The sequence below is a fragment of the Paucibacter hankyongi genome, from assembly GCF_037482915.1.
Classification (GTDB): Bacteria; Pseudomonadota; Gammaproteobacteria; order Burkholderiales; family Burkholderiaceae_C; genus Paucibacter_A; species Paucibacter_A hankyongi.
In genome coordinates this window covers 492516-511872 of sequence record NZ_JBBHJX010000003.1, presented here as the reverse complement: position 1 = coordinate 511872, position 19357 = coordinate 492516, and the positions used below count along the sequence as shown (strand labels likewise).

20 protein-coding genes and 1 tRNA gene are annotated in these 19357 nt (G+C 63.1%); 6 read left to right on the top strand and 15 right to left on the bottom strand.

Translation table 11 applies throughout. From position 1 onward, the window contains the following. Positions 1-41: 41 nt before the first annotated feature. From WG899_RS08240 to prfB, 7 genes are all read right to left on the bottom strand, one after another. The gene (locus WG899_RS08240; protein ID WP_339595135.1) at positions 42-1898 is read right to left on the bottom strand and encodes a hypothetical protein; all 1857 of its coding nucleotides are present in this window, start codon (positions 1896-1898) and stop codon (positions 42-44) included. 163 nt (positions 1899-2061) lie between these two features. Beyond that, the gene (locus tag WG899_RS08235; RefSeq protein WP_339595134.1) at positions 2062-2475 is read right to left on the bottom strand and encodes a VanZ family protein; all 414 of its coding nucleotides are present in this window, start codon (positions 2473-2475) and stop codon (positions 2062-2064) included. Positions 2476-2755: 280 nt separating this feature from the next. Continuing rightward, the gene (locus WG899_RS08230; RefSeq protein WP_339595133.1) at positions 2756-3481 is read right to left on the bottom strand and encodes a carbonic anhydrase family protein; all 726 of its coding nucleotides are present in this window, start codon (positions 3479-3481) and stop codon (positions 2756-2758) included. A 295-nt stretch (positions 3482-3776) separates the two neighbouring features. After that, positions 3777-3852 (bottom strand) — tRNA-Thr (locus tag WG899_RS08225). 25 nt (positions 3853-3877) lie between these two features. Next, the gene (locus tag WG899_RS08220; RefSeq protein WP_339595132.1) at positions 3878-4891 is read right to left on the bottom strand and encodes a class 1 fructose-bisphosphatase; all 1014 of its coding nucleotides are present in this window, start codon (positions 4889-4891) and stop codon (positions 3878-3880) included. A gap of 51 nt (positions 4892-4942) precedes the next feature. Beyond that, on the bottom strand, positions 4943-7636 hold the full coding sequence (pepN, locus tag WG899_RS08215; RefSeq protein WP_339595131.1) for an aminopeptidase N: 2694 nt from the start codon (positions 7634-7636) through the stop codon (positions 4943-4945). Between the two features lie 75 nt (positions 7637-7711). Next, a protein-coding gene (prfB, locus tag WG899_RS08210) for a peptide chain release factor 2 (protein ID WP_339595130.1) occupies positions 7712-8816 on the bottom strand; the annotation gives its coding sequence in 2 pieces (ribosomal slippage) (positions 7712-8734 and positions 8736-8816; 1104 coding nt in all). 179 nt (positions 8817-8995) lie between these two features. Between prfB and WG899_RS08205 the strand changes: the two genes are divergently transcribed. The 3 genes from WG899_RS08205 (at position 8996) to WG899_RS08195 (ending at position 10418) form a co-directional block, all read left to right on the top strand. Further along, on the top strand, positions 8996-9292 hold the full coding sequence (locus WG899_RS08205) for a YggT family protein (RefSeq protein ID WP_339595129.1): 297 nt from the start codon (positions 8996-8998) through the stop codon (positions 9290-9292). A 115-nt stretch (positions 9293-9407) separates the two neighbouring features. Continuing rightward, a complete protein-coding gene (locus tag WG899_RS08200) occupies positions 9408-9731 on the top strand; it encodes a DUF4212 domain-containing protein (protein ID WP_339595128.1) in 324 nt (107 codons plus the stop codon). 201 nt (positions 9732-9932) lie between these two features. Continuing rightward, a complete protein-coding gene (locus WG899_RS08195) occupies positions 9933-10418 on the top strand; it encodes a YbhB/YbcL family Raf kinase inhibitor-like protein (RefSeq protein WP_339595127.1) in 486 nt (161 codons plus the stop codon). A 46-nt stretch (positions 10419-10464) separates the two neighbouring features. On the opposite strand, the gene WG899_RS08190 is transcribed toward WG899_RS08195, so the two are convergent. Next, positions 10465-11406 (bottom strand): alpha/beta fold hydrolase, encoded by a 942-nt coding sequence (locus WG899_RS08190; protein ID WP_339595126.1) that lies wholly within the window; start codon positions 11404-11406, stop codon positions 10465-10467. A 78-nt stretch (positions 11407-11484) separates the two neighbouring features. Between WG899_RS08190 and WG899_RS08185 the strand changes: the two genes are divergently transcribed. After that, positions 11485-11973, top strand: coding sequence for a GNAT family N-acetyltransferase (locus WG899_RS08185; RefSeq protein WP_444718821.1), 489 nt, complete (start codon positions 11485-11487; stop codon positions 11971-11973). Positions 11974-12002: 29 nt separating this feature from the next. Here WG899_RS08185 and arsC read toward each other — a convergent pair whose 3' ends face one another. After that, the gene (arsC, locus tag WG899_RS08180) at positions 12003-12350 is read right to left on the bottom strand and encodes an arsenate reductase (glutaredoxin) (RefSeq protein WP_339595124.1); all 348 of its coding nucleotides are present in this window, start codon (positions 12348-12350) and stop codon (positions 12003-12005) included. A gap of 207 nt (positions 12351-12557) precedes the next feature. Between arsC and WG899_RS08175 the strand changes: the two genes are divergently transcribed. Next, positions 12558-14339 (top strand): acetate--CoA ligase, encoded by a 1782-nt coding sequence (locus WG899_RS08175; RefSeq protein WP_339595123.1) that lies wholly within the window; start codon positions 12558-12560, stop codon positions 14337-14339. A 32-nt stretch (positions 14340-14371) separates the two neighbouring features. Here the strand turns inward: WG899_RS08175 and WG899_RS08170 are convergent, their stop codons facing one another. From WG899_RS08170 to WG899_RS08145, 6 genes are all read right to left on the bottom strand, one after another. Further along, a complete protein-coding gene (locus tag WG899_RS08170) occupies positions 14372-15208 on the bottom strand; it encodes a hypothetical protein (RefSeq protein ID WP_339595122.1) in 837 nt (278 codons plus the stop codon). A gap of 74 nt (positions 15209-15282) precedes the next feature. Then, on the bottom strand, positions 15283-15960 hold the full coding sequence (locus tag WG899_RS08165; RefSeq protein WP_339595121.1) for a hypothetical protein: 678 nt from the start codon (positions 15958-15960) through the stop codon (positions 15283-15285). Positions 15961-15998: 38 nt separating this feature from the next. Continuing rightward, complete coding sequence (locus WG899_RS08160) at positions 15999-16241, bottom strand: helix-turn-helix domain-containing protein (protein WP_339595120.1); 243 nt, start codon at positions 16239-16241, stop codon at positions 15999-16001. Between the two features lies 1 nt (position 16242). Beyond that, the gene (locus WG899_RS08155) at positions 16243-16815 is read right to left on the bottom strand and encodes a DUF2975 domain-containing protein (protein WP_339595119.1); all 573 of its coding nucleotides are present in this window, start codon (positions 16813-16815) and stop codon (positions 16243-16245) included. 138 nt (positions 16816-16953) lie between these two features. After that, complete coding sequence (locus WG899_RS08150) at positions 16954-17538, bottom strand: GNAT family N-acetyltransferase (RefSeq protein ID WP_339595118.1); 585 nt, start codon at positions 17536-17538, stop codon at positions 16954-16956. After that, positions 17535-18485 (bottom strand): dienelactone hydrolase family protein, encoded by a 951-nt coding sequence (locus WG899_RS08145; RefSeq protein ID WP_339595117.1) that lies wholly within the window; start codon positions 18483-18485, stop codon positions 17535-17537. The genes WG899_RS08150 and WG899_RS08145 overlap by 4 nt, the downstream gene beginning before the upstream one ends. Before the next feature lie 289 nt (positions 18486-18774). Between WG899_RS08145 and WG899_RS08140 the strand changes: the two genes are divergently transcribed. Beyond that, on the top strand, positions 18775-19356 hold the full coding sequence (locus WG899_RS08140) for a GbsR/MarR family transcriptional regulator (RefSeq protein ID WP_339595116.1): 582 nt from the start codon (positions 18775-18777) through the stop codon (positions 19354-19356). The last annotated feature ends 1 nt before the right edge of the window (position 19357 follow it).

The following is a 19357-nucleotide window of genomic DNA, read 5'->3' as shown; positions in this document are numbered from 1 at the left end:
AGACTCGCTTGGCGTGAGGTCTTGCGTTATTGGGCGCGCCGTTACAGCAACTGTGTGCCCGGTCGCAAGGACCGTGCTTGCGGCTGGCCAGTGCCTGCTTCTTGTTGGCGTTCAAGCCGGGCCAAGGCTTCGCGCTGGGCTTCATTGGTCTTGGCGAGTCGACTCAGCTCTCGTTCCATCTTGGCTGCAGCCAGGGCCTGCAGCTCAAGCCCAACGCGCTGAATGACGAACTCCAGCACTGCAATCTCATCCGGTCGGTAGCTGCTTTCACCGCGCTTGTCGCCCAGCACGACCAGCCCGTTCAGCGTGCCGCGGTAACTCATGGCGAAGGCCAGCGCGCCTTGCGCTTCGGTCTGGCTCACCTCGCTCAGCGGCAAGGCCTCGGTGCGGCTGCGCAGTCCGGCCACCAGGCCGTCATCGGCATCAAGCAAATGGGCCGAGCAGGGAATCGTGTTGAAGGCTTGCGCATAGCCACCACCGGCCAGGCGCAAATAGATGACGCAGCCGGCCTCGCCGGTGAAACGCTCCAAGGCCTTGTGCAAGCCGCTCAGCAGGCCTTCGGTGCCGGTGTAGTGCTCGGCCTCCTTGGCAAAGCGGCGCAAGGCTTGTTCATTCTCATGCCAATGGCTGAACAGCAGACTCTTGATGCGCGCCTCCATGCCGATTTGCACGCGACTCAAGACGACGATGATGACCATGGCAATGGCCGTGTCCACCAGCATGCTCTTGCCATGTTCGTGGGCTTGAATCCAATGGCCGGTCAGCCATTTGACGATGCTGAAGGCCAGCAGCACCATCAGGCTGATGGCGCTGAACACCACGGCCCGGCTCACCGCAAAGTTGAAGTTGAAGACCCGGTGCTTCAACACGGCATAGAGCAAGCCGATGTACATAAAGCCCTGGCCGCACAGGGCCAGCACAATGTTCAGGGGCACGCCCTGCACGCGAATGTCGGTGCCGGGCACCCACACCAACATGGTTGGAATCGAGCCAAAGCTGAGGGAGAGCAGCAGCCAGTCATGGCGCTGGCGCATTTCCCCGTTGCAGGACTGGTGCCCACCAAAGAGGCCGGCATAGCTCAACACCATGCTGAACAAGACCGTCAGCAAGGTCAGCGGCCCCAGCCATGGGGCTTCGAAGCCGAGTCCGAACCAGAGCATGCTGAGCACGCCGAGGCCGACCAGTGCGGCAAAGGCTGGCATCGCCAGTTTCAACATGCGCTTCAGCCAGGAGGGGCGTACCGGCGAGTACATGACGCAAAAACGCGCGGTGCAATACCAGATCAGGGGGAAGGTGAGCATTTGAGCTAGCTTGGCGGCGCTGAAGAGTGGGCCGGCTGGCAAAAAATTGAAGGTAAAGAAAAAGCTCAAAGACATGTACAGAAAGCACAGCGAGAGCGCACGGTAGGCGGTGTGGTCTGGGCGTTTCAGGCCGATCAGCAGGGCGAACAAGACAGCCGGGCCGGCCAGCATGAAACGCCCCAGGTAGTCGAAAACTTCGACCGCCATAAAGGGTTGAGGCGCTGCACGCAAAACGAGAGGCTGCGGCTGACCGTCTTGCCACAAGGTGACCTTGACCTGTTCATGGCCGCGCACCGGGTCCAACTCAAGCTTGCGCCAGCGGTCAAGATGACGATCAAAGCTGAGTCGGTCGCCGACACGAGCACCGGCGCGCGCCAGTTCGGAGTCGGCTTGGAGGTGCTCAATTGGCAGCTTGTGTCTGCCCATGCGCTGCGGCAGGATGCCGACGCCTTCTTCCATGCCGATGGAGCCGTAACGCCCCTCGATCAGCGGTTCCAAGCCGCGTGAGAACTCCAGCAGCAGGGCCAGTACCGTGATGGCCGATAGGCTGCAAACAAGCCATTTCCAGCCACGGTCGCTCAAGCGCATTCGCCACATCGTCGCGTTCTCCCTGAGCGCGGCGCTGTAACTCTCGTGATGGCCGTGAGGGCGCGATGTCAGGAGGGCTGCCGCGCCTCGCAGGCGGATGGTAGGCGAGGCTGATTGGGCTTGTCCAGCGAGGGGCAGGCGGGCTTGCTGCGCTGTTGTGTTTGACTGCGGGCTACTTGGGGATGGTCTTTTCGGCGCCGACGAAGTAATTCGTCAGCCCCGCCAGCAGCAAGCCCAGCAGCATCCCGCAGCTGTCGGCAAACAAGTCCGCCCAGTCGCCATCTCGGCCCGGCACATGCAGTTGCAGCAATTCGATCGAACCGCCATAAATCAACAAGGCGGCCGGCAAGCCGATATAGCGCTGCAAGCGCGTGCCCCAGCCCCAGTGGCCACTGAAGGCCAAGGCGCCAAAGGCCAGCAGGTGGTTGGCCTTGTCCCAACCAGTGTCCATGGCCTTGGGCGGGTGGGGGGTCAGCGCGAGGTAGCTGACGATACAGAACAGAACTAGCAAAAACAGTCGCCAGCAGGTTTGGGCTTGCTCGCCGTTCAGTAGCGCGTTGAGCGTTAATGTGTTGTGATTTTTCACGAGAGTTGATGGCACTTGAAATGACTTGAAGTTTGCCTGCCGCGCCGGTGGCCACTGCGAAAAAAACCCAACCGGCGCGAGGCCTGTTGGGTTTCATGGGACTTCGGTGCTCAAGAGGAGGCGCGGTAACTGACTTTCTCTTGGCGAACCAGTTGAACGGGCCAGGCCCGCCACGGCATGAGCTTCAATGCCCGGCGATGTTAACGATGAACGATGTCACTTTCTCTGACTGGATTCACTGGCTCGCCGAAGTACTCAAGTGAAACGCGAGGCGCTAGGCTTACTGCCAAAGCACCTTGCCGGTGCCGGTGTCATACACCGCGCCAACGATCTTGATCTGGCCTGCCGCTTCCATCTCCTTCAGGATCGGGCTGGTGTTGCGGATCTTTTCGACGGTCAACTTGACGTTCATCTCGGTCACGTCTTTCACAAAGCTGTTGTTCTTGGAATTGCGATCGCCCGGTGTCGAACTGGCTTCAACGGCAGGTTTCAGCTTGGCCAGCAAGCCGGTCAGATTGCCCATCTGCACATCGTCGCAAGCGCCTTTGATGGCGCCGCAATTGGTGTGGCCCAGCACGATGATGGCGCGCGAACCGGCGACTTTGGCGGCGTACTCCAGACTGCCGACCATGTCTTCATTGACGGTGGCGCCGGCCACGCGGGTGGTGAAGATGTCACCAACACCGGTGTCGAAGACCTGCTCGGGCGCTGAGCGCGAGTCGATGCAGGCGACCACGCTGGCGAAGGGGAACTGGCCCAGCGCGGTCTGGCGCACATGGCGCTTGTGGTCGTACTTCAGCGAGCGGCCCGTGGCGAAGCGCTGGTTGCCTGCCTGCAGAATTTTGATCGCTTGCTCTGGTGTGATCGAGGCTTGCACCGATTTGCTCAGCGTCACACCGGGTGTGTAGGGCTTTGGCGTTACCGGGCCGCCATGATCGTCGGAGGCCTGGGCAGCGCCGAGGCCGAGGGCAATGATCAGAGCAAACGACTTCGAAATTACAGTCATCGGGGTCTCCTGGTTGAGGTGCACAAATGGCGTGCAAGGGGCGCAGCGGCCCGGGCCTAGTGTCTGACAGCGGGGCTCGGCCGGCAAGCAAATCTGCAAGCGAATGGGCCTTAGAGAAGGGCTAACGCAAGCGTCAATCAGACCGGTGAACTTCGGAGTTTTCAGCAGATCGAATACTCAGCTTGGCCAGGGGCGGGCGCAAAGTCGAAGTCTGACTGCTTGGCTACATGGAGGCGACATGAGCCCCAGAAACAACAAAGCCAACCCTTGCGAGGTTGGCTTTGTGTTTGTTTTTTGGTGCCGGAGAGATGAATCGAACACCCGACCTTCTCATTACGAATGAGCTGCTCTACCGACTGAGCTACACCGGCGACAAGCGCAAGATTATAGCGGAACTTACTTCGCCGCTTCGAGGTGGTAGGCGGTCACGCGCTCGACTTCATTCTTCGAGCCCAAGACCACCGAGACGCGTTCGTGCAGCTGCGTAGGTTGCAGGTCCATGATGCGCTGCTTGGCATTGGTGGCGGCGCCGCCGGCTTGCTCCACCAGGAAGGCCATGGGATTGGCTTCGTACATCAGGCGCAACTTGCCGGCCTTGTTGGGCTCGCGCTTGTCCCAGGGGTACATGAAGACACCGCCGCGGGTCAGGATGCGGTGCACATCGGCCACCATGGAGGCGATCCAGCGCATATTGAAGTCTTTGCCGCGCGGGCCGGTGCAGCCGGCCAGGCACTCTTCAACATAACGCTGCATCGGCGCGTCCCAATGGCGCATATTCGACATATTGATGGCGAACTCTTTGGTGTCCTCGGGGATTTTGACTTCGTCCGAGGTCAGCACAAACGAGCCTTGTTCGCGGTCCAGCGTGAACATGGCCACGCCTTGGCCAAAGGTCAGCACCAGCGTGGTTTGTGGGCCGTAGACGCAGTAGCCGGCAGCGGCTTGGGCCGAGCCGGGCTGCAGGAAGTCTTCTTCCGACACGCCCTTGCTGCCCTCGGCCTTCTTCAAGACCGAGAAGATGGTGCCAATCGAAACATTGACGTCGATATTGGATGAGCCGTCCAGCGGATCAAACATCAGCAGGTATTCGCCCTTGGGGAAGCGGTTCGGCACCAGATAGATGCCTTCCATTTCCTCGGACGCCATGGCCGCCAGATGGCCGCCCCATTCATTCGCCTCGATCAAGACCTCGTTGGCGATGATGTCCAGCTTCTTCTGCACTTCGCCTTGCACGTTTTCGCTGCCGGCCGAGCCCAGCACTTCGCCGAGCGCGCCCTTGTTGACGCTGATGGCAATGCGCTTGCAGGCGCGCGCCACCACTTCAATCAAGAGGCGCAGCTCTTGCGGAATCGCGCCGTGCTGGCGCTGCTGTTCGATCAGATACTGGGTCAGGCTGATACGTCGTGTCATGGTGGTGAAGCTCGAAGTTAGAAAACTGGGGCGCCGGTCCGCCTGAATGCCTTATGCGGTGACGGACGCCAGCGCGCGGCTGATGACTTCACGCACGTCATTGGACAGGTCCGACTTGGCGGCCACGCGGCGGATCGCTTCCAGCGCGGCGTTGCGGTAAGGCTCGGCCAAGGTGGTCCAGCGGTCCATCACGCGGGCCAGTCGGCTGGCGACTTGCGGGTTGATGGCGTCCAGAGCCAGCACTTGCTCGGCCCAGAACACATAACCTGCCGCATCAGCGCGGTGGAAGGCGGCCGGGTTGAACATGCACAGCGAGAAGATCAGGCTGCGGGCCCGGTTTGGGTTCTTCAGCGTGAAGTCGGGGTGCTGGGTCAAGGCCTTGACGCGAGCAAAGGACTTGCCGTCCTGCTCCGGCGTGCGGCCCTGCAGGGCAAACCACTTGTCCACCACCAGCGCGTCTTGCTTGAACAGCTCATAGAAGCGTTCCAGCGCGGCCTCGGCCAATTCGGCATGGTTGTTGACCAGCGCACTCAGGGCGCCCAGGCGATCGGTCATATTGCCGGCATCCTTGAAGCGCTGATAGGCGCGGCCCGGCCAGACGGTGTCGCCGGTGCGAGGTGCGTCCAGCACCAGCATGCTCAGGGCCAGATTGGCCAGCGAGCGCTTGCCCGAGGACACCGGGTCGGGCGTGTAGCCACCCTTGACCTGGTTGGCTTCAAAGGCGGCGATCCAGTCTTCGCGCAGCGCTTGCGCCAGTTGTTGCTGGGCTGCGTCCACCACCGCGTGGATGGCTTGTGGGTCGACCAGATCCAACTGTTCGGCGATATAGCTTTCGGCCGGCAAGGTCAGCGCCAATTCCTTGAAGGCGGAATCCAGCTGCGGATGGCGCAGCACGGCACGCATCGCGTCCAGATAGGCCTCGTCCAGCTGCAGTGCAGCACCGCTGCGCAGCGCCGCCAGAATGCGGTTCAGCGCCAGGCGTTGGCCGGCTTCCCAGCGATTGAAAGCGTCGCTGTCATGCTTGAGCAGCACCAGCAATTCGGCGTCGCTCAGGCCATCATCTAGCACCACCGGGGCAGAGAAGCCGCGCAGCAGCGAAGGCACCGGGGCTGTACCGTCTTTGATAGCCACATTGATGAACACAAAGCTCTGTTCGGCCTGGTCCAAGACCAGCACGCGATCGGCGCCGGTAGCTTCGGCTTCGCCTTGCAACTGCAAAGGCAAGGCCTGACCCTCGGCACTCATGAGACCCATGGCCACCGGGATCACTTGCGGCAGCTTGTGGTCTTGGCCCGGTGTGGCGGGGGTGTGCTGGCTCAGCGTCAAGGTGTAGGTCTGAGCGGCGGCGTCGTAGCTGCCGCGTGCCTGGACGCGCGGCGTGCCGGCTTGTGAGTACCAACGCTTGAAGGCGTCCAGTCGCACAGTCAGTTGCGAGCCGGGGTTGGCGTCAGCGATGGCGGCGGCGAAGTCGTCGCAGGTCACGGCCTGGCCGTCATGGCGCTCGAAGTAGAGCTTCATGCCCGCCTCAAAGCCGGCGCGGCCGACCAGGGTTTGGTACATGCGCACCACTTCCGAACCCTTGTCGTAAATCGTCGAGGTGTAGAAGTTATTGATCTCGACATAGCTGTCCGGGCGCACCGGGTGGGCCATGGCGCCGGAGTCCTCGGGGAACTGCGCGGCGCGCAGGGCGCGCACGTCCTGGATGCGGCAGACGGCGCGGGCGCTCGGCGTGGCGGCCATGTCCATGCTGAACTCTTGGTCGCGGAAGACGGTCAGGCCTTCTTTCAGCGAGAGCTGGAACCAGTCACGGCAGGTGACGCGGTTGCCGGTCCAGTTGTGGAAGTACTCATGCGCGACGATCGACTCGATGCGGCCAAAGTCGGCATCGGTGGCGGTGGCGGCGGTGGCCAGCAGGGCGCTGGTGTTGAAGATATTCAGGCCCTTGTTTTCCATGGCGCCCATATTGAAGTCGGACACGCCGACCACCATGAAGCGTTCCAGATCCAGCGGCAGGTTGAAGCGTGCTTCGTCCCAGACCATCGAGGCGATCAGCGAGTTCATCGCGTGCTCGGTCTTCTCCAAGTCACCACGGCGCACATAGACCTGCAGCAAATGGTCTTTGCCGGCGCGGGTGCGCACGCGCTGCTCGCGCGCCACCAGGTCGCCCGCCACCAGGGCGAACAAATAGCTCGGCTTGGGGAAGGGGTCATGCCATTTGGCGAAGTGCTTGCCGTTGTCGAGATCACCCGACTCCAGCAAATTGCCATTGCTGAGCAGCACCGGGTACTTGGCCTTGTCGGCGCGCAGTAGCACGGTGTAGACGGCCATCACATCGGGGCGGTCCAAGAAATAGGTGATGCGGCGGAAGCCCTCGGCCTCGCACTGGGTGAAGAAGCTGCCGCCCGAGGTGTAGAGGCCCGACAGCGTGGTGTTCTTCTCCGGCGCGCAGGTGTTGCGCAGCTCCAGCGTAAAGTCGGCGTCGGGTGCGTTGTCGATCACCAACTCATTGCCGTCTTGGCGGAACGACACGCTCTCGCCATTGATCAGCACGCGCAAGATGTTCAGCTCTTCGCCGTGCAAGCGCAGCGGGCCGTGCGCCACGGCGCTATTGCGCTCCAACTGCATCTTGGCGGTGACCAGGGTCTTGGCCGGGTCCAGATCAAAAGTCAGATCAACGGTGCGAATCCAAAAAGCGGGCGCGACATAGTCTTCGCGGCGAATCAGGGTGGCAGAGCCTTCACGCATGGCGGGCATCCTTGGGTGTCAATCAATGGGGAATGAAAGAAACCCCATGCCGAGGCACGGGGTCATGGGGGCGTCTTAGACGCCTTGCTTCAGGCTTTCGGTGATGAACGGGTCGAGATCGCCGTCCAAGACTTTTTGTGTGGCCGAGGTTTCGTAATTGGTACGCAAGTCCTTGATGCGGCTCTGGTCCAGCACATAACTGCGAATCTGATGGCCCCAGCCGACGTCGGTCTTGGTGTCTTCCAGCTTTTGCTGTTCTTCCATGCGCTTGCGCATTTCATGGTCGTACAGGCGCGAGCGCAGGCGCTTCCAGGCCACGTCGCGGTTGCTGTGTTGGCTGCGGCCGTCTTGGCACTGCACAACGATGCCGGTCGGGATGTGGGTCAAGCGCACGGCCGAGTCGGTCTTGTTGATGTGCTGACCGCCGGCGCCGGAGGCGCGGAAGGTGTCGGTGCGCACATCGGCCGGGTTGATGTCGATTTCGATCGAGTCATCCACTTCCGGGTAGACGAAGAGCGAAGCAAAGCTGGTGTGGCGGCCGCCCGAGCTGTCGAAGGGGCTCTTGCGCACCAGGCGGTGCACGCCGGTTTCGGTGCGCAGCAGGCCAAAGGCGTACTCGCCCTCGACCTTGATGGTGGCGCTCTTGATGCCGGCCACATCGCCCGGGGTTTCGTCTTCCAGCGTGGCCTTGAAGCCCTTGCGCTCGGCGTACTTCAGGTACTGGCGCAGCAGCATGCTGGCCCAGTCGCAGGCTTCGGTGCCGCCGGCGCCAGCCTGGATGTCCACAAAGCAGTTCAGCGGATCGGCCGGGTTGTTGAACATGCGGCGGAATTCCATCTGCTCGACGGTTTCTTGCAGCTTGGCGGCGTCGCCTTCGATGGCGGCGAGGCCGTCGAAGTCTTCTTCGGCCTTGGACATCTCGTACAACTCGCTGTTGTCAGCCAGGTTGCTTTCGAGATGGTTGATGGTCTCAACCACGTTTTCCAGCGAGCGCTTCTCTTTGCCCAGTTCCTGGGCGCGCTTGGGCTCGTTCCAGACGTTGGGGTTCTCGAGCGCGGCGTTGACTTCGTTCAGTCGCAGTGCTTTGCGGTCGTAGTCAAAGATACCCCCTTAGCGCGGCAGTCCGCGCTGTCAGATCGGCCAGGGTGGCGCCGATGGCGTTGATGTGTTCGATGTCCATGATTTGTCCTTGGCGGGCAGACCGGTCGGGCGGCGCAGAGTCGTAATGCGGGCTTCGGTCGCTCAGAGCCCGCTATTTTCACATGCCCCGCGGTATCGGCGTGCGCTGGTGGTGCGGGGGCCGGGCCCCGGAGCCTGCCGGCGGCATGAATGCGCAACTTTTGCGGCACACTGCGGGCCATGACGCTGCTCCTGGCCTCCACTCTGAAAATGCTGGTCGAAATTGCGCTGATGGCCCTGTTGGCCCAGTCGCTGCTGGGCCTGTTGCTGGGGCAGGGGCGCGCGGCCAACCCGGTTTTTCAGGTCCTGCAGTGGCTGACGCAACCGCTCTTGTGGCCGCTGCGCCGGCTTCAGCCCGGCGCTCCTGACGCCCGCTTGCGGCGCTGGCTGGTGTTGGGCTTGGTCATGCTGTGGGTCTTGGCGGCGGCCGCCAAGGTCGGGTATTGCTTGCGCGTTGGACTTGGGCATTGCGCCTGAAGTTTGAGCAAGAAGAAAGGTCTGCGATGAGCTTGGTGGCGATAACGTCGACAAAGGCGATAGGGGCGATGGGGCTGACAGCAGCGCTATTGACGAACCAGGCGAGGTTCGCGCCATGAGTACGCAGAAGCACGCGGCCGACGCGCCCCAACCAAACCCAAACCCAGATCCCGGCGCGGCGCCAAGCTTGGAGGCCTACTGGCGACGCAGTCGGCGCCTCAGTGCGGGCTTGTTGCTCGTCTGGGCCGTGGTGACCTTCGGCGGCACTTACTTCGCGCGCGAGTTGAGTTTCAGCTTCTTCGGCTGGCCCTTCAGCTTTTGGCTGGCGGCGCAGGGCGCTTTGCTGGTCTATTGCCTGATCATTGCCTATCACGCCTATGCCATGCGCAAGCTGGACGCCGCTTACAGCCAGGCGAACGACTCGGCCCGGGAGGGTTGAGCCGCCCGCGCTAGTCGCAGCCCCGAGTCCGGCCGCTGTGCCGCCCACAAGGCGGCAAGCATCTTTGATCGAGCGCATAGTTGCCGCGAGTTCGTCCGTCGCATCGCTGCAAATTTTGTTTGGGCTGATTTGGCGCAAATTGCCGCCGGCCGCAGCGTTGGAAAGTGGGCCATCCGCTGGCTTTTGCTTTGGAGCGCGCCCATGAGACTCGGTTCAACTGCGTTTGCGATGGAGGGGGAAATTCCGCGTCAATACAGTGGCGAAGGGCAAGACCTGGCCCCGCCGCTGTACTGGAGTGAGGTGCCGGAGGCGGCCAAGAGCTTGGTCTTGATCGTCGATGACCCGGATGCGAGCGATCTCGTTGCCCCGCGTCCGCGGCCGTGGGTTCATTGGTTGCTGTACGAGTTGGAGCCGGCTGCGGCAGGCATCGAGGTGGCCGGAGGCACCCTGCCGCCGGGCGCCCGCGAAGGGCTGAATGATTGGCGTCGCTTCGGTTACGACGGCCCCTGCTCACCGGCGGGGCGACACCGCTACTTTTTCAGGCTGTATGCCTTGGACACGCGCCTGAGCCAGCTGCGCCGTCCGGACCGGGCCGCACTGGAGCAGGCGATGGCGGGTCATGTGTTGGCTCAGACCGAGCTGATCGGCCGCTATGGCAGCTCGCCTGATGGGGGTGAAATGGACTGAGGCTCAGTCAGGGATCGGGCCGCGGACGGGATAACGTGCGCCTGGTTTAGGCCAAAAAACTCTCCAGCGCCGCCGCCAGGGCCTGCGGTTGGTCGTGGTGCAACATATGTGCGGCATCGGCCAAGACGCGGCGTTCCACCTGCGGTACCACCGCCAGCCGCGCTTCAAAGTCTGCCCGCGGGTAGCGCGTGCCCCACCAGGCGCTCAGGTCGGTGCATGCGCCCTCAACCCAGAGCAGCGGGGCTTGAATACTCGCCCAGCCGGCCACGATCTCGTCGCGTCGATACAGCATTGGGTTGCTTCGCTTGTGGGCAGGGTCGCCCAGAATATGCCAGCTGCCGTCCTCGGTCTCTCGCGCCCAATGGGCCGCCAGCCAAGCGGCCTTGGCCGCCGACAGGCGCGGGTTGGTCTTCATCAGCCGTTGCGCCACGCCTTGCAGGCTCGGGTAGCTTTTCAGCTGTTGCTGCGTCTTCAGATCATCCAGCCATTCTTTGAGCCGTTGGGGCGCCTGCTCCGGCCGGGTTTCCGGCAGGCCAAAACCTTCCAGATTGATCAAGCGGCGCACCCGCTCTGGGCGCACCGCGGCATAGCTCATCACCACATTGCCGCCCATGCTGTGGCCGAGCAGATCGACCGGGGCCGCCGGGCTCAGTTGGTCGAGCAAGGCGTCCAGATCGCCCAGGTAGTCGGGGAACCAGTAGGCGTCGGCGCCACTGCTGGCGCTGAGGCCAAAGCCGCGCCAGTCAATCGCAAAGATCTGGCGCTGGGCGCTGGCCTGCAAGGCGTCCACCATGAACTGGAACGAGGCGCCCACATCCATCCAGCCATGCAGCAGCACCAGTGGTGGTGGGCTCGGGTGCGTGGGTAGAGGAGTTGCGGCGTCCCAGCGCAGCAAGTGATGGCGCAGGCCGCGCAAGTCGATGAACTCGCTGCGATGGGGGCGGCGGCACTGATAGGGCGAAGCGGGGTCGGCGGTCACTGAGCTCATCGCTGGCACTGTAGTCGCTGGTGGGTGGCTTGTGCTGTCGGCTGAGTGACATCAGGCAGACGCATTTTCCCGTGCAGAATGCGCGCCATGATTGCCTACACCACCCGCTTCGCTGAGCCCCGAGACGTCCCCGCCATCGTGGCGCTGGTTGAAGAACTCGCCGCGTTTGAGAACCTGAGCCATATGCTGGCGCTGACGGCCGACAAGCTGGAGCCTTTTCTATTCGGCCCCAAGCCGGTGATCGAGGCTTTGGTCGGCGAGATCGAAGGCGAGGTGGTCGGCTACGCGCTCTTCTTCACCAACTTCAGCACCTTTTTGGCCAAGCCCGGTCTCTATCTGGAGGACTTGTTTGTGCGCCATGCGCACCGCCGTAGCGGCCTGGGCAAGGGCTTGCTGACGCGCATGGCCGAGATCGCGGTCGAGCGCGATTACGGCCGCTTCGAATGGAGCGTGCTCGATTGGAACGAAGACGCGATCCGTTTCTACGAAAAAATGGGCGCCAGCGTCTTGCCCGAATGGCGCATTTGTCGCCTCTCCGGGGACGCGCTGGAGCGCTATCGGCGCTAGGGCTTGATCAGCCTTGCCCTGGGCGGGCTTTAGAGCAGGCTGAGGGCCAACTCCGGCGGCCTGGCAATCACGGCACGGCCTTGCGCGACGACGATAGGCCGCTGCAGCAAGCGTGGATGTGCGGCCAGCGCGGCCAATAGCTCGGCCTCGCTGAGCTGGGGGGCATCCAGTTGCAGGGCCTGGTATTCCTCTTCGTTGCTGCGCAGCATGTCGCGCACCGGCAGGGCCAGGGCTTGTTGCAGGGCCTGCAATTCGGCCAGCGTGGGCGGGGCCTTCAGGTAGTCAACCACCTCAACGGCCTGGCTGCGCGCTTGCAAGAGCGCCAGGGCCTCACGCGATTTGGAGCAACGGGGGTTGTGAAAAATTCGAATCGTCATGGGGGCAGTGTAGGCGCGCCGGACATATTTGCTCCCTTGCGATCCTGCCACCGCACCTGAGCTTGAGTTTGAGCCTGAGGCCCGCGCCCAAGGGGAATCCATGAGTGCGCGGGCGGGGCAGTTGACTACCATCGGCGGCTCGCTGGCATGTGCTGGCACCCGGTGGCGTTAGGCCGGCACCAATGGTTTGGGCAAGCAGGGGTCACGATGACAACAGCAACTGTTCACGATGCCTACGCGGGCATTCATGCCGACTTTCGCTGGCATGTGCCGGCGCAATTCAGCTGGGCCGAGGTCTGCTGCGCACGCTGGGCGCGAGAGACGCCACAAGCCCTGGCGATCTTGTTTGAAAGCGACAGCGGCTGCCGTGACCAATACAGCTACGGCCAGCTGCAGCGTGCGGCAAACCGCCTGTCCAATGCCTTGCGCAGCCGGGGCGTGAAACGCGGCGACCGTGTCGCCATCGTGCTGCCGCAGCGGTTTGAAACCGCCGTGGCGCATATCGCCATCAACCAGCTCGGTGCGGTGGCCATGCCCTTATCGATGCTGTTCGGACCCGAGGCGCTCGAGTTTCGGCTGCACGACAGCGCAGCGGTGCTGGCCATCGTCGATGAAGCCGCCTTGCCCACCTTGCGCGCCTTGCGTGGCGCGTGCCCGGCGCTGCGCCAGCTGATCACCGTCGGTGGCGCGCCCGTGGGGGCGGGCGAGGTCTGCTGGATGGCGGCACTGCAGGCCGAGTCGGCGCGTTTCGCCGCGGAGATGTTGTCGGCCGATGATCCCGCCGTGCTGATCTACACCAGCGGTACCACCGGCGCACCCAAGGGGGCCTTGATTCCGCAGCGCGCCCTGATCGGCAATTTGAGTGGTTTTGTCGCGAGTCAGAATTGGTTTGGCTTTGACCCGCTCAAACCGGGGCAAGTCTCGCGCGCAGTGTTTTGGAGCCCGGCCGACTGGGCCTGGACCGGTGGCTTGATGGATGCCTTGCTGCCGACACTGTATTTTGGCCGGCCCATCGTGGCCTATCAGGGCCGCTTCGTGCCGGACAAAGCCTTCGCCCTGATGCAAAGGCTGGGCGTGACCCACACCTTTTTGTTTCCGACCGCACTGAAGGCAATGATGAAGGCGGTGCCCAAGCCGCGCGCCCACTACAAACGGCTCAAGCTGGAGGCCATCATGAGCGCCGGCGAGGCTGTCGGCGATGCGGTGTTCGACTATTGCCGACAAGAACTGGGCGTCACCGTCAACGAGATGTTTGGCCAGACCGAGATCAACTATGTGGTCGGTAATTGCAGCCGCCTGTGGCCGGCGCGGCCGGGCAGCATGGGTCGGGCCTTTCCCGGCCACCGGGTGGCGGTGATTGATGAGGCGGGCAAGACCTGTCCCCCGGGCGTGGTTGGCGAGGTGGCGGTGCATCGGCTGGATGTCCACGGCGAGCCGGACCCGGTGTTCTTCCTCGGCTACTGGGGCAATGAGGCCGCGACCCAGGCCAAATTCAGCGGGGACCCGAGCGACAGCTGGTGCCGCACCGGGGACATGGCGCAGATGGATGCCGAGGGCTATTTTTGGTACCAGGGCCGCAGCGACGATATGTTCAAGGCGGCCGGCTACCGCATCGGCCCGGGCGAGATCGAAAACTGCCTGATCAAGCACCCGGCGGTGGCCATGGCCGCGGTCGTGCCCAAGCCCGACGCCGAGCGGGGTGCCTTGGTGAAGGCCTATGTGGTGCTGGCGTCTGGGTATTTTGAATCGGCGGACTTGGTGGCCGATTTGCAAGCCCATGTGCGTGGCCGGCTGGCACCGTACGAGTACCCGAAAGAGATCGAGTTCATCGATGCCCTGCCCATGACGAGCACCGGCAAGCTGCAGCGCCGCATCCTCAAGGCGGCCGAGGAGGAGCGGGCCCGCATGAGCGCGCCGGCCCGGCCGAGTCCAAGCGGCCGACCCGCGCGAGCTCAGACCGCCAAAGTCCTCGCCGCCACGCTGGCTTGAGGGGGCCTCGGCCCTGATGCAGGGCGACGCACTCAGGAGCCCTGACGCGAGGTGCTTGCCTTGATGCTGAGCAGTGTGTCCGCGGGGGCTTGCAGGCGGGCGTTGTCGGGCCAGGCTTCTTGGCCGGTCAACAGGGTGCAGACCTTGCGTGGCGGCTTGCTGCCGGGCGCCGGTTTGTTCTTGCCCACGAACTCATTGGGATCGCGGTCTTTGGGGTCGGCCGTCAGAGGCACGCTGAGCAGTTGCCCCGCTTGTGCGGGATTGGGCCAGTCCAATGACCATGCCGCTTGGGCGCTGCAGATGCGCACGCCCTCGATCTGCGGGAACAACCAGCGCAAATACCAGGGCAGCAATTCGTGGCGCAGCTTGTGCGAGGTGGCCATCAGCTTGCGCACCGTGGCCATGTCCAGTTGATCGGGCGGGGTGGTCAAGGTGAGGACGCCGCGCAGCCCGGCCGAGCCCTTGGGCAGGTTGCTGGCCAGATCGGCCTCGTCGGCTTCTTTTTGCGGCAGCACCGGCAGCTCAAAACTGCCGTCGGCCTTGAAGACGATGGGGATGTAGCGATCGGCCGTTTGCACCGCCAACTTGGGTTGCAGTGGCGGCGCCTTGTCATCCTTGGGTTCGACGTAAAAGTCCATGCGGATCAGCCCCTGGCCGTAGCGCTGCAGGCCGCTCAGCACGGTGTTCATGTTGCCGTAGGGCAGCATGGAGCTGTCGCGCTTAAGGCCGTTGACGGCCACCGGCTCCAAGACCTCGGTGGACGGGGTGGCGGCGGGCGCATCTTGGGCCCCAGCCGCGCCATGAGCCAGCAGGAGGCTGGCGATGATTGTGGTGAGGCGGCTTGCGAGGCTGAGGGTGTTCAGGTTCATGAAACGGTGCGTTTTATCGAGAGCGGATGGCATGGGTTCGGGTCAAGTCGCGGGTCGCCGAGCAGGGGGCTCGACTATTTTTTGCATGGGGACATCAAACGGGGCATTTGGCGGGCGTTTTCGTCGAAGGGGTTGATCTGCGAATCTCGGCTGTCGTTCATGTCGACGCAGGTGCTGCCCTTACGGATGCGCCGATGCCCGGGCGCAATGATTTCCTCCCGCAGGCTGGGGTCGCTGCCGAGGGCCGTGGCCATGCGTTCACCAAAGTCGGGCCGCTGGGTATTGCTGCGCGGGTCGCGCAGGGCGGCAATAGCCGGCGCGCGGTCCGTCCCGGTGGGCGGCAAGCTGAGCTTGAGCGGGGCGATTGACTTGGACTCCGGCGCACTCGCAGGCGGGGCCGGTGCGCTGATGCCTTGGGCGTTCGCTGTGACCCTGTCGCTGGGTGAATCGGCGGCAACGTCTGTCGCGTTGGCGGGAGAATGAAGCGGCAGGGGGCGTGCCAGCGGCAAGCTCGATTGCAGCACGGGCTTGTCTTTCGGGCGGCGATCCTTGGGAGATGCCGAATCGGCAAGCCAGGGAATCAGCCGGAGCTGAATCAAGCCCTGCACCGGCACGGGCATCTTGCTTTGCAGCTTGGTCGACATCAGCAAGCCCAAGACCCCCACATGCAAGAGCAGAACCAACACCGCGCCCCAGGGCTTGCCGCGCCGGGTACTCAGGGTAAATGGGGCGGACGCACTGAGGGTCTGCATGGTCTTCAGATCGAGTTTGGTGAGAGGCTTGGGTGGGCTCAGAGCGGCGTTACGCCATCGGCGGCCTCATCATCGGAGCCGTCCACATAATTGAACAGCTCACCTGGCTGGCATTGCAGGGCTTTGCAAATGGCCGCCAGCGTGTCGAAGCGCACGCCGCGCACCTTGCCTGACTTCAGCAGCGAGAGATTGGCCTCGGTGATGCCCACAGCCTCGGCCAATTCACGCGAGCGCATCTTGCGCTTGGCCAGCATCACGTCCAGGGTGACGATGATCGGCATCTCAGATGAACTCCGCGTTCTCTTGCGCCATGCGGGAGGCTTCTTCCATCACGATGCCGATGACCAGGATCGCCAAGCCGAAGAAAAGGCTGGGGAATTGGTCGGTGCCCAGGCCGATGTAGAGCCTGCGCTGGCCGGCTGGGTTGGCCAAGGTGAGGGCCAAGACACTCAGGGTCACGCCCAGCGGTTGAGCCAGGGTGTAGGCCATCAAAGCCCCACCCAGGCGTCGCAGGTGCAGGGCAGGCCCGCTGGCAAAAAACTCGCTGCGTCGGTAGTAGCCAAACAAGGCCCAGATCTGCCAAAGCGCAAACAGCACCACCAGATTGGGCAGCCAGCTGAGGGACCAGCCCAGCAAGCGGCTGTGCGGGTCCAGATTCAACGTGGCTTCACTCATGCCCCAGCGATCTTGCGCGACCGAACGCAGCCAGTCGGGCTGACTCCAAAACAAGGTCGTGCCGATCAGCAGCCCTGCAGCGGCACACAGGCAAAGCAGGCGCACCCACCAGGCCAGTCGGCGTATGCGCCGCAAGCGCAGGCTGGAGCTGCTGTTTGGCGTGTCTTGAGTCATGTTCATGGCGCGGTTGGTCACTTATCGCAAATTCAAAAAAATTACTGTAAAACAATAATTTATTGATGTTAAGCGAAAAGCTGGAGGCCGGCATCCCCCTGACGGGGGAGAGTCGCTATGCACGGCGCGGCGGCCGGTGTCGTTTCAAGGCGCTTCGCTATCGTCCCAAGTGGGGTTCAGCAAGGCGAACACTTGGTGGTCGCGCCAGGCGCCGTCAATGAACAAATAGCGCCGGCTCAGGCCTTCCAATTCAAAGCCCAAGCGCCGCAGCACCGCCAAGCTGGGCGTGTTCTCGGGTCGCACTGCCGCTTGAATGCGGTGCAGCCGTACCGGCTGATCGAAGGCGAGCTGAATCAGTGCGCGCAGTGCCTCATTCATCAGACCCTGGCCGAGCGATTGGGCATCCAGGCTGTAGCCCAGCATGGCGTTTTGAAACGGGCCTCGACTCAATTGGGTCAGGTTGATCTGGCCGATCAAATGGCTGGGCGTTTCGCTCCGGCTGAACCAATAGCGCAAGGCGGTGCCGGCGGCAAAGTCCTGCTCGGCGCGGCTCAGGCGCTCGGCCAAAGCCTGGGGTTCAAAGAAGCTCGGCGCTTGAGCTGGCCCCCAGGGTGCGAAATGCGCTTGGTTGCGCAACTCAAAGTCGAGGATGGCGGGCGCCAAGGCGGCGCTGGGTGCGCGCAGCAGCAGACGCTCGGTGATGATCTGTTGGGGCGAGCCAGCGCTCATGGCTGCACTCGCTGTTGTTCGTTGAGTTGTTCGCGCAGAAAGGCCAGCATGGCGGTACGCGACTGGGCCAAGGCCTCCGGCTGGCCGCCCACATGGACACCGGCGCCGGGCTTCACACCATTCGGCACATCGGCCCGCAAACGCACCGGCGCCTTGGCGTCAAAGCCGTGGAAGGCGCCGGCGTAGGCGACCCACTTCGGTTGCGGCAGATTCCCGCTGACGACCGCCTGCTTTGCCAGCGCTTCGCAAGGCGCGGCCGGCGTCCAATCATCGGCGGCTCCGGTCAGCATCAGCAAGGGCGCCGTGGGTGCATAACCGCGCTTTTGATCGGCTTCGCAGCCGGGGTAGAAAGCCACCGCCGCGCGAGGGCGCAGCGTGGCGGCCTTAACCTCGGCGTGGTTCAGATTGGTGCTGGCCAACACGGTGCTGCCGCCGTTGGACCAGCCCAGCAAGGCCAGACGAGAGGCGTCCACATCGGGCCGCGCGGCTAACCATTGCAGAGCGCCGAGCGCGTCACGGCGCCGCTCGGTCATGGTGATGGCACGGGTGCCAATTTTTTGGGTGCACAACTCACGCTCCCCGCGCGGCGTCAGCGAGTCCAGCACCAGCACATGCCAGCCTTCGGCATTCAGCAATTGGCTGTAGTCCTGCATGCGTTCGGACAACTCGCCCTTGCGACCGTAGGCGCCGCCGCAGCCATGCAACAGCACGATGGCGGGCGCGCGAGTCGCGGCAGTTTTTGCACCGGAAGTTGCGGCGAACCAATGGCCCAACAGCGGCAAGGGCTGGCCGGCGCGCAGGTCGAGGCTGGGAACTGCGACCTTTTCGACGTCAGCGGCAGCATAGGCTGAGCCAAGCTGCAGCCCCAAGCTGCAGATCAACACCGACAACAGGCGGCGAGCGGTGCGAGGCGTGGAGCAATGTCGTGCGGGGCGGATGGAGTTCATGAGGGAGGGGCGCAAAAGGCAAAAAAGGGGCAAAGGTCCAGATTGCCAAAAGCGGCGATCCAGCGTCGCCGCGATTATTGACGGCGGGCAGGTGTCCGGGGCTGTGCTTGAACTCATGGCAAGCGAACTGCCTGCGCCTGACGCGCATAGAAAGCCCCGCCGGCCTAGTCTTCTTTTTGCTGAATTTTCAGTAATTACTGAAAATTGGATAAACTTTGCGCCAGGTCAAACACCGCCGCGCTCAGGTTTGCGCCAGGGCAAGGCAATCAACAGAAGTAAAAGGCAGTTCATGAATGCGATGAGTCCGCTGGTTCGAAGCTTTGTGGCCCATTTCGGCGAGATGGGCAGCCGCTGGGGCATCAACCGCACGGTGGGGCAGATCTATGCCCTGATCTTTGTGTCACCCCAGGCGGTGAATGCGGATGAAATCGCCGAGTGCCTGGAGTTCAGCCGCTCCAATGTGTCCATGGGTTTGAAGGAGTTGCAGGCCTGGCGCTTGGTGAAGCTGCGTCATCTGCCCGGCGATCGGCGCGAGTATTTCGAGGCGCCCAGCGATGCCTGGGAGATCTTCCGCACTCTGGCCGAAGAGCGCCGTCGGCGCGAGATTGAGCCCACGCTGTCCATGCTGCGCAATGCCTTGTTGGAGACGCCATCGAACGAGGAGGATCGCATTGCGCAGGAACGCATGCGCGGCATGCACGACTTGATCGAGCTGCTGTCGACCTGGTTTGACGATGTGCAGAAGATGGATTCGCAGACCTTGGGTCAGCTGATGAAGATGGGCTCCAAGGTGCAAAAAATGTTGGAGCTGCCGGGCCGCATTGGCCGAGCAGTCACCGGCAAGAGCGCCCCTGACGAAAGCGCAGGCTGAT